At 37.0% G+C, this 15,539-nt stretch carries 13 protein-coding genes; 9 read left to right on the top strand and 4 right to left on the bottom strand.

What is annotated here, in order from left to right; genetic code table 11:
• Window positions 1–482, bottom strand: a 482-nt coding sequence (locus tag ACY651_RS09295) for a hypothetical protein (protein WP_462251973.1), incomplete at its 3' end; no start/stop codon positions are given.
• Between the two features lie 160 nt (window positions 483–642).
• Between ACY651_RS09295 and ACY651_RS09290 the strand changes: the two genes are divergently transcribed.
• The 3 genes from ACY651_RS09290 (at window position 643) to ACY651_RS09280 (ending at window position 3,337) form a co-directional block, all read left to right on the top strand.
• The gene (locus ACY651_RS09290) at window positions 643–1,266 is read left to right on the top strand and encodes a hypothetical protein (protein ID WP_462251971.1); all 624 of its coding nucleotides are present in this window, start codon (window positions 643–645) and stop codon (window positions 1,264–1,266) included.
• A gap of 270 nt (window positions 1,267–1,536) precedes the next feature.
• Window positions 1,537–2,724 carry a dioxygenase family protein gene (locus ACY651_RS09285; RefSeq protein ID WP_462251969.1) on the top strand — a complete coding sequence of 396 codons (1,188 nt, stop codon included), beginning with the start codon at window positions 1,537–1,539 and terminating at the stop codon, window positions 2,722–2,724.
• 139 nt (window positions 2,725–2,863) lie between these two features.
• Window positions 2,864–3,337, top strand: coding sequence for a hypothetical protein (locus ACY651_RS09280; protein ID WP_462251967.1), 474 nt, complete (start codon window positions 2,864–2,866; stop codon window positions 3,335–3,337).
• A 265-nt stretch (window positions 3,338–3,602) separates the two neighbouring features.
• Here ACY651_RS09280 and ACY651_RS09275 read toward each other — a convergent pair whose 3' ends face one another.
• Window positions 3,603–4,625: a PDDEXK nuclease domain-containing protein gene (locus ACY651_RS09275; RefSeq protein ID WP_462251965.1), complete on the bottom strand. Its 1,023-nt coding sequence runs from the start codon at window positions 4,623–4,625 to the stop codon at window positions 3,603–3,605.
• A 786-nt stretch (window positions 4,626–5,411) separates the two neighbouring features.
• On the opposite strand from ACY651_RS09275, the gene ACY651_RS09270 reads away from it, so the two are divergent.
• A complete protein-coding gene (locus tag ACY651_RS09270) occupies window positions 5,412–5,624 on the top strand; it encodes a hypothetical protein (protein WP_462251963.1) in 213 nt (70 codons plus the stop codon).
• 391 nt (window positions 5,625–6,015) lie between these two features.
• Here the strand turns inward: ACY651_RS09270 and ACY651_RS09265 are convergent, their stop codons facing one another.
• On the bottom strand, window positions 6,016–6,765 hold the full coding sequence (locus ACY651_RS09265) for a hypothetical protein (protein WP_462251961.1): 750 nt from the start codon (window positions 6,763–6,765) through the stop codon (window positions 6,016–6,018).
• Complete coding sequence (gene dgt, locus ACY651_RS09260) at window positions 6,746–8,167, bottom strand: dGTP triphosphohydrolase (protein WP_462251959.1); 1,422 nt, start codon at window positions 8,165–8,167, stop codon at window positions 6,746–6,748. Before dgt ends, ACY651_RS09265 begins: the two co-directional genes overlap by 20 nt.
• Window positions 8,168–8,374: 207 nt before the next feature.
• Between dgt and ACY651_RS09255 the strand changes: the two genes are divergently transcribed.
• The 5 genes from ACY651_RS09255 to ACY651_RS09235 form a co-directional block, all read left to right on the top strand.
• Window positions 8,375–9,346, top strand: coding sequence for a DNA adenine methylase (locus ACY651_RS09255; RefSeq protein ID WP_462251957.1), 972 nt, complete (start codon window positions 8,375–8,377; stop codon window positions 9,344–9,346).
• Window positions 9,347–9,358: 12 nt separating this feature from the next.
• A complete protein-coding gene (locus ACY651_RS09250) occupies window positions 9,359–11,425 on the top strand; it encodes an ATP-binding protein (protein ID WP_462251955.1) in 2,067 nt (688 codons plus the stop codon).
• The gene (locus ACY651_RS09245; RefSeq protein WP_462251953.1) at window positions 11,415–12,779 is read left to right on the top strand and encodes a hypothetical protein; all 1,365 of its coding nucleotides are present in this window, start codon (window positions 11,415–11,417) and stop codon (window positions 12,777–12,779) included. Before ACY651_RS09250 ends, ACY651_RS09245 begins: the two co-directional genes overlap by 11 nt.
• Before the next feature lie 161 nt (window positions 12,780–12,940).
• Window positions 12,941–14,665 (top strand): amidohydrolase family protein, encoded by a 1,725-nt coding sequence (locus tag ACY651_RS09240; RefSeq protein WP_462251951.1) that lies wholly within the window; start codon window positions 12,941–12,943, stop codon window positions 14,663–14,665.
• 14 nt (window positions 14,666–14,679) lie between these two features.
• On the top strand, window positions 14,680–15,539 hold an 860-nt coding region (locus ACY651_RS09235), incomplete at its 3' end, for a glycoside hydrolase family 43 protein (RefSeq protein WP_462251949.1).

Genomic DNA, 15,539 nt, shown 5'->3' with positions numbered 1-15,539 from the left:
GGGCCGCTGCTAAAGTCGCTTTCTTCCTCTCTTAATTTAGCAAGATAATACAACATGCAATAGATGAGTAACAAATACGCTTCTGCCGCCAGTAAATTACCACTTAAATGATTGGGGTTGCCAAAATTTTCAACCGTACTAAAATTAATTATTATTATTAACAGGGAAAGATTGGGCAAGATATACAACCATTTTTTAAATGCCTGTTGCTTAAGCGCTATAAAAAAATAACTGAAACAAACAAAACGAATTACGGAGTGTACATTGTATAATGGATTATTACTTTGTAGCCACCATGGAAGATAAATTTTATACTCCGCAATAATATTACCAATTAAATTGAGCAGTAAAGCCGCAAACAGGTACACAATCACGGGCTTTAAAAAATCCGGCTGCCTGCGGTGGAATAAAAAATAAATGATGGGTATAAGCAATGCCCACACTTCCGACCAATCCAGTATAAAGCCTAACAGTGCCTCCATCGTTATCAATAATTTACCAGGATAAAATATTTTTTACTTTAAAAATAAAGGGTACTGATAAAAAACTTTACTGAAAGCTTGACATTAAGAAAATTACAGTTTATCTTTTACATACTCAAATAATCTTCCTTCTTTATTCTTTAACCATTAAACCTTCATTATGAAAAAGATTTTTTTATTGGCAAGTGCTTTTTTATTTTTTATTCTACTGGTGCTGCTATTACCTTCCTGTAATAATAATGATGCTGCTGCACCAAAATCCGGCACGGCTGTTACCGCAGCAAACCCAGCACCAGCAGCAGTTGCAGTGCCCGCTAATCTTTTAAACGGCCATTTAGATACTTTATGGATAACTGCGGCCAACTTTACTGCATTAGGTAACGGATCAAGAATAACGTTTAGATTTTATGACACCCTTGATGCTTTTACCCTGCGTGGGTGGACGGGTAACAGTAACGGCTGGAATGACCGTTTGCCCGATGTTAAACTTTTTAAAGGCAGAGAAAGCCCGGTTACGTTTGGGCAGGGCAGTTATTTCGGCAACTTACAAATATCGCCTAACCAATACAATACCATCAGGCAAAGATTAACTGCTACCGGCGCAACCTTTGTTTTATTTTGCCCGGTAAATCCCACTGTTCCTCCCACTGCAGGGCAAATAAGTTATAATATTTATTTAACCAGCGACGAACCCGGCGATTTTTCACCTTCGTTTAAATATAAGTTTGTAGTAGATGCAACGGGAGTAAGCACCAATCCATCGCCACCAAAAAACAGCAATTAAATTTTTTTAGTGTTTTGTTTTTATGCCCGCCGGGTTTTAGGAAGATCTCTTTTTAAAACCCGGTGTTATTTTATGGCATCAATATAAAAGCAACAATAATAAGAATTAATACCAGTTAGACATTGAATCAATCCGATAAAAAAAAGTCAGGGTTGAGCTTGACGGAACCAAATGCAATTTCTCATTTCGTCAAGCCGGCATTCCCATTGGTGTAAATAATTTACATCTGTCTTTTTAATGATACAAATTTGTACTGTAAAAATAAAATACATGAAAATTTATATCATCATACCGGTGTCGCTTAGCCTTTTAAGCCTTAGCGCCTGTTCTCAAAATGCAGTACAAAAACAAAACAGCTCTGTTAAAACTACACAGCATATTGGTGGCCCGTGCGAAGGCTGCGAAGCCATTTATGAAAGTGCCATTCCGCTGGAGCAACTGAATGAAACAGATACCCTGCCCGACTTTACTGAGCCTGGCCCCAAAATAGCCATCAGCGGAATAATTTACCAAGCCGATGGAAAAACACCTGCTGCAGGTGTGGTACTGTATGTGTATCATACCAATCAAAAAGGCATTTACCCAAGTAAAGGCGATGAAAAAGGCTGGGCAAAAAGGCACGGTTATATACGTGGCTGGGTTAAAACAGATAATAATGGTTTTTATCAATTCTTTACACTTCGTCCTGCGCCTTACCCCGAACAAAATGCAATGGAGCATATTCATGTTACTGTAAAAGAGCCGGGTAAAAATGAATACTGGCTAAGTGAATATATGTTTGATGATGATCCGCTGTTGACAGCATCAAAAAGAAATTTAAATCAACACCGTGGAGGAAATGGAATAATAAAATTGGTACCGCAGGCAAACGGGATATTACATGGCACACGTCATATCACCCTCGGATTAAATGTTCCTGATTATCCTTACGCCGGACTTCCAAAAATAAAATCAGGTTTAGCAATCGGTGCCAACTGCCCAGCTTTCGATCCTGTGCATCTATCAGGAGCGGATAGAGGAAAAACAGTTTGCCCTATGTGCAAATACGGTTATGGCCAGGGCGTGATGGTGTGGTTCAACCATGCCAATCTTGATCAGTTGAGTGAGTTTGCAAAAAAACTGGAACAGGAAATGGAAAAACGTGGCGAGAAAAAGTTTCGTGTTTTTTTGGTGTACATGAACCCACTTTATAAACAGCACAGCAGCAATGGAGAAGAAATATTGGGAAGAAAAATAAGGAAATGGTGTGATGAACAGGGGCTAAAACGTGTGGCCATGGTATGGGTGCCCTCACCAACAGATGCAGAAACCTGCGGCCTGTATAAAATAAATCCTGATGCAAAAAACACCGTGTTTATTTATAAAAAAAGAACCATCGTTGATAAGTTGGTTAACATCGCCTATAATGAAGAAACGGTAAATGCAATATTACAAAAGATAGATTCGCCAACATTATAAAAGTACAGCCATGAAATATTTATTTATCTATTATTTTTTACAACAACAGCAGTTATGCTTATTGTTGATGCGTTCACCACCATCCGGAATTTGCTAACACTTTTTCTTCATTTATTTTCTAATAAAAAAAATTACAGTCATGAAATCAATTATCAGTAAAACAATATTGCTGGTTGCCATAGCCGCAACTTTGCTTTCTTTCTCATCAAAACTTTCAACTGCCTCGCCAGTTGGCGGCGAAGGATTTGAAATTTCCCTTAACGGTAAAATTGTATTGCAGCAATTTGGTAAGGATATGGAGAATGTAAAAACCCTGCAGCTCAGTTCCGCATCTGCCAACGATAAACTAACCATCCGCTATCATCATTGCGGTAAAGTGGGCAAAAACAGAATTGTTACTATTAAAGATGAGCAAAACAAATTGATAAAAGAATGGCGTTTTAATGATGCCTCAACTGCCTTTGGCGATATGAGCTGCAGTGTGCAGGATATTATCAGCCTTAAAAAAGGCAGCAATACTATTTTTAAAATTTATTACTCTTCCAGCGAATTGCCCAATGGCCGCCAGCTTGCTTCGGTTATTGTGGCCAACACTAATAAAGTACAGCCATAAACAGTACACCTGTAAAATGCCCCGGCTGTTTTTATAGTTGGGGTATTTTTTTTTCACCAGGAAAAAAAATGCTGTTGTGGTGGTGTTTTTTTTATGGTGTAATAATTTGATGAAGTAGTTTTTAATTGCCGAGCCACTGGCACGACAATTAAATTTTTGGAGAACTGATCTGCAAATTGCCTTCCCAATTTTGCCGACAGTGTCGGCAAAATTCAGTTGCCATAATCAAAATTTTTATAGTTACAGGTTTTGTATAAAGCTGTTGCTATTCCGATAACTTATTTCGCTCTATTCTTTCTTTGGCTTCTATTAAAATACTGTGTATCTTTTTTTCTAATTGTTTTTTAGGTGGCAGTTCCGTCCAGTATTCGGCTACCATTATGCCGTCTTTGTGCATCTCCAGCAATTCTATTTGTTCCCTGCTGCTTTCGGCACAAAGTATTAAGCCTACCGGTGGCAATTCACCAGCTGCCTTTTCGTATTTATCCAGCCATTTTAAATACAATTCCATTTGGCCTTTATGTTCTGCTTCAAACTTACCCAGCTTTAATTCTACAGCTACTAAACGTTTTAAATTCCGGTGATAAAAAAGCAGGTCTAAATGAAAATCTTCGCCATCAATTATCATCCGCTTTTGGCGTTCTACAAAAGCAAAGCCTTTGCCCAATTCTAAAATAAAGGCTTCCAGTTCCCGTAAAATCGCTTGTTCCAAATCCTTTTCTAAATAAGTATTTTGCAGTCCTAAGAAATCTAAAAAATAGGGGTCTTTAAAACTGTTGTGGATGGCAGGATGGTTACTGGTATTTTGTAAATTGGCTATGCTGCTTCGTTCAAAGGTTTTGGTGCTAATTTGTTTGCGTAGTTCTCTTACGCCTAATGATTGTGTGGCAGATGCCTGAGCATAATATAGTTTTGCTTCCTGGTTTTTGATTGGTATTAATTCTCTAAAATGTGACCAACTCAATTGTCGCGACAGTGTCGCGACAATTGACAAATCGGGAAACTGCTCGGCAAACTGTAGCATTCTACGCAGGTTGCCCAACTCAAAATTTCTGCCATATCTTTCTTCCAATTGTGTAGACAGTGTCGCCACAATCTGTTTTCCATAGTCTGCCCGTTTATTTTGAAGTATTTCTTTATTAATGCGGTTGCCTATATGCCAAAAAAGCATGGTAAGGGTGCTATTGGCTTGCGAAACTACCTGCTGTTGGCTTTGCTCAATAAGTTGCGACAGCTCATTGAATAAATCTTTTTCGGCGGCTTTTGTAATTGTATTTGTTTTTGTCATTAAATTATTTTTTAAAACTACCTCAATAAGTAAACTTCATACCAACCGGTAAGCTTGCCTTTAAAAAAGTTGAGCGTTTTTTATAGCATTGTTGATTTGCTAACATTAGCCCATATAAATTTCATTATTTGTATTTTATAAAACAAGATCACCAAATTTTGTATGCGCCGTTTAAATACTAAAAATACATTTTGAAAAGAATGGATTTGCTATACAGTTTTTCTCATACCCATAGCAGTCTTTTAAGTTACTATACATCGTTAGGAGGTTTATAACCTTGCCAACCCAAGGTAAGAAAATTGGATAAATTATTTTAAGAATGATTACAGGCTTGCAGGCAAGCTCTGTTTAATTCCGGTCGTTATTTTTTTTGGAGAAGTGATGACGAAGCTGCCGGGGTGCATTGTGAAAGAGCTGTGGAAGGGGAATGAGAAATTAAAAAAGCCGCCTCTTTTTTAATAGGTTGCATTATGCCGCGGTTAAAAACCGCTGGAACTGTTAGACACAAGTGACCCGCTAAAGCGGAACACCTTGCGCCAGAGGCCAGAGGGCCGAACACTTAAGCCAGTTGGGTAAACGATTGTTGCGAATGCGAAATGCTTTTTTCGGTAACAGTATGCTTGGGCTATTCGTTGTTGGTCAATAAGACGCAACAACAGCGAGGAAGGGTGCGAAGATTGGTGCGTAACACCAACAAAGGCGAGAAAATTCCACTGGAACGAAACTTTTTTTTCTGGCATCTCTTTAGCAGTATCAATTACACAATCATAATAAAATTGAAATGCAATGGATAAAACTAACACACCACAAACGGATGTAGACAAAACACCGGAAAGTAAAACCCGGCCGCAAGATGGGTTGCCACCGGTTGTTGAAAAAATTAAGGATGCAAAAAAAGAGGACACAGAGGAGGAGGTTAAAGAAAGTTTTAAAGACCCTGATGTGCCGGCGGAACTTCCCGTTGGAAATGATGGAATAGAGGTTGGGGGAGAAGGTTGAACAGCACCTCCCGGTTTGGGGCAGGTCTCCTGACCTGATGTAAACAAAACAGGAAGCATCACCGTGCCGCCGTCTGGTCTCCACACCAACGGCGTTGTACTTATAATGCTGCTACGGTATTTATATTTACTGTACACTTTTTTAAATGCAGCGTAGGCCATGCTACCCGTTGGCCGGGAGACCAGACGGGGGCGTATGCTGAGTAGCGGAATACCTACGGCGGCGAAAACGATGCATCGCAGTAAACAATTGTTGCGAATGCGAAATGCTTTTTTCGGTAACAGCATGCTTAGGCTATTCGTTGTTGGTCAATAAGACGCAACAACGGCGAGGAAGGGAGCGAAGATTGGTGCGTAACACCTGCGCCAAACAATTAAGCCAGTTGGGGAAGCTACTTAGAATGTACTATGGCTAATTTCTTTTTTTGTCTTTTTTTGTAACTATTAATTGTTTCAATTCTATGTTCTATCAAATCATTGGGATAAATAACTTTTCCAAAATGTTTGATTTGTACTTCACTATAATCTTTATCATGTTTATTATACTTATCGATAACGTATTTTTTCAATTTATCTTTAATATTTAAGTTGTACTTGTCCGAATAGTATAACGTATTTACAACGCATAATTTGTAATTCGGATTTTTTTCATAAACCACATCGATTTTCTCATCACGAAGAAATTTAAGGAAGCTATCAGTGTAGTAAAAGAGCTTATCATTAAACGAATAAACAATTGCTGAAAAATTAAAGAAAGCTGTCCCTGGAACTCTTCTTTCAAGATCAAAGTTCAGCATGGGTTCATTTTTAAATGCCCAAGTTTGTTCCAGAAACCATAGATCAATTGTGGTCTTATTGAATATGATTTTAAATCCTCCAAAACTATTTTTGGTAACTTTTGCATTACCTAATAAAGAAAAAATATCAATTTCATTTTCGAGAATAATATCAATGTCCCTGTTATTTTTTTCACCAAGAAAAAAATTTCTTATGACGCCACTAAAAATAAAAACCCTTGTCTTTTCACTAATTCGGGATATTAATTTCATGACTAATTCGTCCTCGGTACGCATTAGGTAGTCATAAAATGAAAGCTTGGAACTTTCTACATATTCTTTTATATCAGATAATCTTTTGCCCACTTAATTTTTGATAATGGTTTAATGCAAATTGGTCTGTCATACCAGAAACAAAATCTACAATAATCCGCAATTTATAATAATCATTTAATACTTCTATAGACTCGGTTTCCTTATGTCCATTTTCAATTAATGCTACTCTTTTTATACCAGATGAAATTAAGCCTACCGCTCTATCTCTGTAGTCTCTATCTTTATGAAACATAAATTTAATGTAATAATCTAATAATCCAGTAAGCACAGAGTGTCCAGTTAATTCTAACGAGGTAATAGGCCTTTTCGGAAAAATTTCCCTTATGCAAAATGTTTGTAAGCATTTTGCTAATTCATTCCCATCATCAAATATTAACTCCTTATGATACTCTCCTTTGTAGATTATATCTAAATTGTTTAAAAAATTTGAAGATGCTAAATTAACTAATTTCCCAATAAGGTAAATTCTGAGATTTGCCATTTTTGTTATCTCAATACCATTAGTAGTGTTTTCTTTATCTAATTTTTCAAATTGTTCATTTAGCCCAGGTATTTTGGAGAAATTCTCTTTAACGAAATTATAATTATACCATCCTTTGCTGAAACCGTCTTCAATATCCATTACCAAATAACATATTGAATCTGCTGCCTCCATTAAAAAAGATAAAGGATGTCTTTTGATTTCGCCATCTAAAATTAATCCACAGTTAGTAGCAACTTCTTCAAGATATTTTTTCTCCGATTGAAATACGCCTCTTTTCTTTTTATTTATTATGGCTTTTATAATTGGACCTGTATTTGGGTACTTAAGATAACTACATAGTGTTGCAGAGGTAAGGTTTAAGCCTTTATCGTCATCTAGTATTTGTAATTTAGTCAAAACACGAAACCCTTGGGCATTACCATCAAACTTTGTAAAATCTTCAGGTTCATCATCGGAAAGATTAATTATTTTAATTTTTTTGGCTCCTTCTAAATCACCAGCCTCTTCAAGTTTTTTTTTCTCAGCCCTGCTAATTTCCTGCTCTTTACAGAATTCTTCAAAGTAGTTTTGTATAACAGTCTCTCCAAAATGACCAAAAGGAGGATTTCCTATGTCGTGAACTAAACAAGCATTTTTTAATAAAACTGGTATTTGCCTATAGAGATCGGCTTCTGTTCTTCCAGTCCTTTCTTGAAATTCTTTATTCTCACAAACTTTTAAACCGAGCGAATGACCAACGGCCATTACCTCCATTGAATGAGTTAATCTTGAATGAGTATTATCATCAGACGTTAACGGAAATACTTGCGTTTTATCATGCATGCGACGAGTAGCAGGGCTAAATATTACTCTCCCAAAATCACTTTCAAAGTCGTTGCGGGGATCAGTGGCTGTGAGCCTTTTTGAAACCCTTAATCTTTTATTACTAAGTAAATCATTCCAATTCATATAGTTTTGTTTTAATTGACAGAACGTAATATCAACAATTTACCCCAAGGAACCGTTTTTATTTTTCTTTATTCAGTTGCTACTAAAAATATTAAAATTTTTTGAAAGTGTGCTTTAAAGAGATTTTATGATATATTAATGATATTAACTACCTTAAAGTTATTAATATGTACTTTTTGATTTTTAAAAACTAGCAGATATCAGAAAATGACTTCAACTTCCCCACTTCGATACCCTGGCGGCAAAACACGATTTACAAATTTTATTGAAGAATCTATTGTTGCATCAAATGAAAAAGCAAACATCTTCGTTGAGCCATTTTGCGGTGGTGCAGGTGCTTCAATTTCGTTGCTTGAATCAGGTGTCGTCGATAGGATAGCAATTAATGATTTAGATCCCCTCGTATCAAGTTTTTGGAAAGTTGTTTTTGGTAAAAGTTGCGAATCAAGATATCATATAAACTGGTTAATCAATAAAATTGAGACAACTAAGATTACAATAAAAGAATGGCGTTTACAAAAGGCATTAGTACCAAAAGATATAAAAGAAGCTGCTTGGAAATGTCTTTATTTAAATAGAACTAGTTTCAATGGTATTCTATATAAAGCCGGTCCAATTGGGGGATGGGGACAAACAAACAGAAAATTGGATGTTCGGTTTAATAAAGAAAAAATAATATTAAGGATTAATAATTTATACGAATTACGTGAACAAGTTGATCGTGTTGATTCACTTAATTGGAAACGCTTTTGTTCATATTATGCAAAATCTAAAGAGTCATATTTATATCTAGATCCTCCTTATTATAATAAGGCAGAGCAGTTATATGGATGTTTATTTGATAATTCAATGCATATCTCTCTACGTGATTATCTTATAAATGTTTCTGTGCCATGGATGTTATCGTATGATGATGCCCCGGAAATAAGGAAACTTTATAATAAACAAAAAGGTATTCGTGGACGAGTAATTGATCAAACTTATTCAACCCATCCTGTTGGCGGAAATAGTTTTGTTGGAAGGGAGTTGTTTTATAGCAATAGGGACCTACCAGCTTTAAAAAGAGAAATTGAACCACATGTTGGCTTAACTATTGTCGGAAATGCAAGGAAAGTTTTGTCTATCTCTAATGAAGCTATTCGTATTCCAACAATTTCTTTTTTTGAACTAGGAAGTTAAAAATTAAAATTTATGGCTGATATTCTTAATCAAATTGTTACAAGCGAAAATGAACTTGTAAAACTATTAGGTAATTATAATGAATCTTTTGTTGGTTATGTATATGGTATGCGTTTCGATGAAGTATTAATTCTTACAAATGACAACTGGAAACATTTAGTAAACGGCATACCACATAATTCCTTTCTTGTTTCAGCTGGTTTTAATCCTGAACGCATGGCTGATGCTGCAATAATCGATAAAGAAGTGGTTCTGTTACGGGTATTAGAGCCTGTTAATCTTCCGCAAGACAATGATTTTATTCGTACTCGTATTGAGCACCATCAAAGACGAACATCAAATGAAAAACTTCCTGGAGATGTTAATGATGGCATGGACCCGATGACTGCGTCAGAATTACAAGCCGGCGGATTGCGTTGTAGTATACTTGGAACATTCTATATTGAAAACGGACAGTTACGTTTAGGTAGTGATATAGAAAATTTTATGACCCTGTCTAGAATGAGAGCCTATAAACCAAGTGGGGATGCTTTAGCAATGATAGTGAATCACATTAATCCAGAAGTTCAGACTAAAGCAATAGAGGAGGCACATAAAGCTGGATTTAAAAAGATTCCTTCTCCTATAGAAATTGGAACTGTCCGTTATACTTCTACTGCAAGAATGCATCGTGGTCCTAATACCCCTTTAGTTAAAGTATTAATTCAACCCACAGATTTTCTTTCTAGACGCACCGCCGTATTGGGAATGACGAGAACAGGAAAGTCTAATACAGTTAAAACAACTGTTTCAGCTGTCGCTCTTGCGGCCCTAACAGATAATATACCTGTTGGACAATTGATTTTTGATATAAATGGCGAATATGCTAATGCCAATGCTCAAGATGATGGTAGTTCTATTGCTGACGTATTTGAAAATACTGTTTGTTATAGAGCCATAGATACGCCTGAAAAACCAAATTTTAAAGATTTAAGAATTAATTTTTATGACCAACCGGATGTTGCGCTTGGGCTTCTTGAACAATTATCGAGGGAAACACGTGGGAATGCTCAAGATATTACAACGTTTATTACTAGTTCACTTGATGAACCGGATCGATCAGAAAGAGGAGATCATAATCGTTGGCAAGTTAGAAAAGCTGTTTTTCATTGTATAATATACTCATCGCAATACCAAGCTCCTGCAAATTTTAGAATAGATTTTCCTGTAAGTGGCCAAGTAGTAGCTCTTGTTCAACCAGAACTTCCTGCCGGATTCCCTTCAACAATAACAAGAGGAAATCAACCTTTTTATCAGTTAACACTTGATCAGGCAAAAATTTGGTTTTTAGCAGCAAGAAGAATTAATAGAAGTAGCCCATTACCTTCAAGTGGTGGCGGAGGTTGGGTTGATAGTTCTTTACAAGCTTATTTAAATGTTTTGGCTAATGAAAGTTCAGGTGGAACTTATATCAGAGGGTATAGACAACTTCAAGAATATGTGGAATATCATTCAAGCACCAGACATGGAGATGTAGTACAAGAAATTTTAAATTTTTTGTACTCTGGAAGAATTGTAATACTTGATCTTTCGGCTGGTCCAGTTTCAATACGTAAGACTTTATCTGAACGTGTAGCAGTTGCTGTATTTAATCGACAATTTGATGATTTGAATCACGGCAAGCAACCTATGAATGTTGTTTTGTATGTTGAGGAAGCTCACAACTTAATTGGTAAAAGTGCGGCTCTCACAGACACTTGGCCACGTATTGCGAAAGAAGGTGCAAAGGCTAGAATTGCATTTGTGTATGCAACACAAGAACCATCTTCTGTACATCCTAATATATTAGCTAATACAGAAAACTGGTTTGTGACTCACTTAAACAATGATGATGAATTAAAAACTTTGGGGAAATTTTATGATTTTAGTGATTTTATTGCTTCTCTAAAAGCAGCACAAGATGTTGGATTTGCTCGAATAAAAACACTTTCGTCTCCTTTTGTAATTCCAACTCAAATTAATAGGTTTACTCCTAGTGAAATTATAGCGGCAGTTGCTAAAATAAAAAACAATACAGAGGAGGTAAAAAATGCCATATAATCGAGAAACAGCCGGTAAAGGAGGACATTCTGATTTTGTACGAAATCCAGATGTACAATTGTTCCTTTCCAATTGTGATTATATGAGGCCTCCATCCGATGATGAAGCAAAAGCGATTGCATCTCAATTTACCAATGCTCCAAAAGGAGAACCTCCAATATTGCCTAATTTTATAGTGGCATCTGATGCTAGTAAAAGTGATGCTCCTATTAACGATAAACTTCCATGCACACAACTTGGTTTTATTAAAGTTAGCCATGTACTTGTATCAATGGAAAAATATGCTGAGCTAATAGATCCTAAGTCACGGTTTGTAGATCCTTTTAAAGCTGCAGATATGCACCGCAATGCTCAACCAATTACATACGTTTTACCAGGAAGTAATATCAAATATAGAAATTCAAAAACCGTACGTGATGGTTTTAGGCTTGCTGTATTTGATCAGTTTAACGCAAATAGAAGAGATAATACAAATCGAATGGTATTAACTGAAACACTACTTGCTTTAAATAATAATAAAATTAAGATAAACAAATGTCCTTCGTGTCGTGAATCTATTGAAGAGTTAGAGTTTTTAACATCTAGTCTTGTTCACAAATGTCCAAAATGTTCTGTAGATATTTATATTACAGACTGGTTAAGGTTGCATGAAGGTATTAGTGATTTTGGAGATAATGCAAGTGCAATGACACGAATGATGAATGCCGTTGAACATTTACTGCTTGGTTCATTTATATTAGAGCTTTTAAATAGCACGCCTTCTGCTTTAAATAAAATTGCTTTTGTTGTTGACGGACCTTTGGCTCTTTTTGGGGAACCTGCAAAGCTTCATCAACGGTTGATGTTTTTAATTCATGAAGTAAATAATAAATTAGCTCAGTTAGCACTCGAGCCTGTATTAGTTATGGGGCTTCAAAAAACAGGAAATGTTATGGATCATGCTAATTTACTAGAAAGATTTTTACCAAATGGGGTAATCCGTGTTATCGATGATATGTATCGTCATACTTACATTACAGGAAGTGATTCGCCATCTGATAACTTTGGAAGTGAAACTTACTATGGACAAGATTTTCTTTTTAAGACTGAGCGTGGAAGGATTTTTAATTTTGCATTACCTTACCCGTTTGCGGATAAAGGGGCAAATGGAGCAGATTTTGCAAATGAAAAAGTCCAATTAGAAAGATATGGGTCTTTAATAGAAAGAGCCTGTGATTTAATACGTCATTTTGAATTTGATCTTTATGACAATGCGATTGTTCCTGTTGCATTAGCACATCGTCATGCTTCAATAAGTCTTGTCCCAGGAGGTAAAGTACTCGATCTTCTTACAAGAGCAGGTTTATCTAGTTAACGGTATAATAGTTATAAATTTTATTTTCAATAGCTTATGCCAGTGCCTTTGATATACAAATACAAATCTATCTTTACATATTCAGCACACAGCTAAACACCTTGATTACCTCCTCTCACCCAACCCCACCAAATTTTGTATCTTCAAAAAAAACTTTCACCATGCGCCAACTCTCACTCCTTCTATTGCTCATAGGCATTCAAACCCTCACCGCACAATCACTTATTAAAAACATCACCGTAGTTGATGTAGAAAATAAAAAATTGTTAACCGGTTATACGGTGGTGGCGCTAAACGGTAAAATAATTTCGGTAGATAATAACAAAACATTTGAACTGCCCGAAGGCACCGCAGTAATAGATGGTACAGGTAAATATTTAGTGCCGGGCTTTACGGATGCCCATGTGCATTTTTTTCAGAGTGGTGGTATGTTTACCCGGCCCGATGTAATTGATTTGCGGAGTTACCAGCCGCATGCAAAAGAATTAAACTGGGTGCATAATAACATGGATGATTTTTTACGCCGGTACAGCAGCCTGGGTATTACACAGGTAATTGATGTGGGAGCGTCGTACAATTTTTTAACGCAACGGGATAGTTTTACCAGTAAAAATTATGCACCACTCATCAGCATGACGGGCCCATTGCTCACCACTTATGTACCCGAGGCATATAAAAAATTAGGCAAAGAAGCTCCTTTTGAAATGATGGGTACCGAAGAAGCTGTCCGCCAATCGGTACGCAACCAGTTGCCGCTGCATACCGATTTTATAAAAATCTGGTACATTGTTACTGATGCCGATGTGGAAAAAGGGGCACGTAAAAATTTACCGCTGGTTACAGCCGCTATTGACGAAGCCCATAAAAACAATTTACGGGTAGCCGTACATGCTACAGAACGCATTACTGCACAACTGGCCGTAGAAGCCGGTGCCGATTTTTTAGTACACAGTGTAGACGATGAAATTATCAGCGATGCCTTTGTGCAACTGTTGCTGAAAAACAAAACAGTGCTTTGCCCCACACTGGTGGTAATGGGTAATTATGGTAAGTCACTGGGCCATCAGTATCATTTTACCACAGATGAACTTGCTGTTGCCAACCCAACAACCATTGCAGGCATATTAAATTATCCGCAGCCAGATACGGCCATTGCTAGCCGTTATATTAATGCTATGTCTTCTGCTGAACGTAAAGCAAGTACACAACTGGCAGATTCCATCATGCAAAAAAATCTTAAAAAATTAGTGGCTGCAGGTGTTACTATTGCTACGGGTACCGATGCCGGTAATATTGGTACGCAACACGCCGGCTCGTATTTTCAGGAACTTAAAGCCATGCAGGCTGCCGGTATGAGCAACTGGCAATTACTAGAGGCCAGTACCATTAATGGCGCTAAAGCTGTGGGCAAACAAAACGAATGGGGCAGCATTGCTAAAAATAAATGGGCCAATATGCTGGTGCTTACTGCAAACCCGTTAGATGATATTGCCAATTGGCAAAAGATAGATTGGGTAATTAACAAAGGCATTCCTTTTAAACGGGATTCTTTTATTATGAACACACCCGAAATGCTGGCACAGCAGCAACTGAATGCTTACAATGCCCACAACCTGGAAGCTTTTTTAGCGCCTTATGCAGAGGAGGTGGAGCTGTACAGCTTTCCTGATAAACTGGTGATGAAAGGAAAAACTGAAATGCGTAAAGCCTACCAGTTTGTTACTAAAACACCTAAATTATATTGCCGCCTGGTTAACCGCATTGTAGAAGGTAATACCGTAATTGACCAGGAAGAAGTGTGGGGTTTTGGCGATAAACCTGTTACTGCAATAGCTATGTATGTGGTGGAAGGTGGAAAGATTACCAAGGTTTATTTTAAGCAGTAAATTATTTTTACAACATGAAATTGTTTTATTCAACTGTATTTTTTTTATTTGTAACAGCAGTGTATTCGATTGCACAAATACCCACATCCGGCAATCCCATTATTAAAGGCTGGTACGCCGACCCCGAAGCAGCTATTTTTAAAGATCGGTACTGGATCTATCCCACTTATTCGGATAAATATGAAAAGCAGGTTTTCTTTGATGCCTTTTCTTCAAAAGATTTAGTGCAATGGAAAACGCATCATAAAATTTTAGACACTGCGGCAATTAAATGGGCACGTCGTGCCATGTGGGCACCTGCCATTGTACAAAAAGATAAAAAATATTTTTTATTTTTTGCTGCCAACGATATACAAAGCAACAACGAATATGGCGGCATTGGTGTGGCTGTGGCCAATAAACCCGAAGGCCCTTTTAAAGATTACCTGGGCAAACCTTTAATTGATAAATTTTATAATGGAGCACAACCGATCGATCAGTTTGTATTTAAAGATACAAATGGCGAGTATTATATTATTTATGGCGGCTGGCAGCATTGTAATATTGCTAAATTAAAAAATGATTTTACCGGCATTGTGCCTTTTAGTGACAGTATTTTGTTTAAAGAGATCACTCCAAAAGGTTATGTAGAAGGGCCGTTTATGTTTATGCGTAACAACAAATATTATTTTATGTGGAGCGAAGGCGGCTGGACCGGGCCTGATTATTCTGTGGCGTATGCCATTGCCGATAATCCTTTTGGGCCTTTTGAAAGAGTGGGTAAAATTTTACAGCAGGATTCAGCCATTGCTACCGGTGCCGGCCACCACTCTGTAATGCACCATGCTAAAAAAGATCTTTGGTATATATTATATCACCGCAGGCCGCTTGGCGA

It is taken from the genome of Ferruginibacter sp. (assembly GCF_031391665.1).
GTDB lineage: Bacteria > Bacteroidota > Bacteroidia > Chitinophagales > Chitinophagaceae > Ferruginibacter.
Note: the sequence above shows the minus strand (reverse complement) of the source record. Positions and strands in the feature narration are given on the sequence as shown.

Bases quoted from the DNA above. Each gene is read 5' to 3' on its own strand.
- ACY651_RS09290 (WP_462251971.1), top strand. From the start codon at position 643: ATGAAAAAGATTTTTTTATTGGCAAGTGCTTTTTTATTTTTTATTCTA.
- ACY651_RS09285 (WP_462251969.1), top strand. From the start codon at position 1,537: ATGAAAATTTATATCATCATACCGGTGTCGCTTAGCCTTTTAAGCCTT.
- ACY651_RS09280 (WP_462251967.1), top strand. From the start codon at position 2,864: ATGAAATCAATTATCAGTAAAACAATATTGCTGGTTGCCATAGCCGCA.
- ACY651_RS09275 (WP_462251965.1), bottom strand. From the start codon at position 4,625: ATGACAAAAACAAATACAATTACAAAAGCCGCCGAAAAAGATTTATTC.
- ACY651_RS09270 (WP_462251963.1), top strand. From the start codon at position 5,412: ATGGATAAAACTAACACACCACAAACGGATGTAGACAAAACACCGGAA.
- dgt (WP_462251959.1), bottom strand. From the start codon at position 8,167: ATGAATTGGAATGATTTACTTAGTAATAAAAGATTAAGGGTTTCAAAA.
- ACY651_RS09255 (WP_462251957.1), top strand. From the start codon at position 8,375: ATGACTTCAACTTCCCCACTTCGATACCCTGGCGGCAAAACACGATTT.
- ACY651_RS09250 (WP_462251955.1), top strand. From the start codon at position 9,359: ATGGCTGATATTCTTAATCAAATTGTTACAAGCGAAAATGAACTTGTA.
- ACY651_RS09245 (WP_462251953.1), top strand. From the start codon at position 11,415: ATGCCATATAATCGAGAAACAGCCGGTAAAGGAGGACATTCTGATTTT.
- ACY651_RS09240 (WP_462251951.1), top strand. From the start codon at position 12,941: ATGCGCCAACTCTCACTCCTTCTATTGCTCATAGGCATTCAAACCCTC.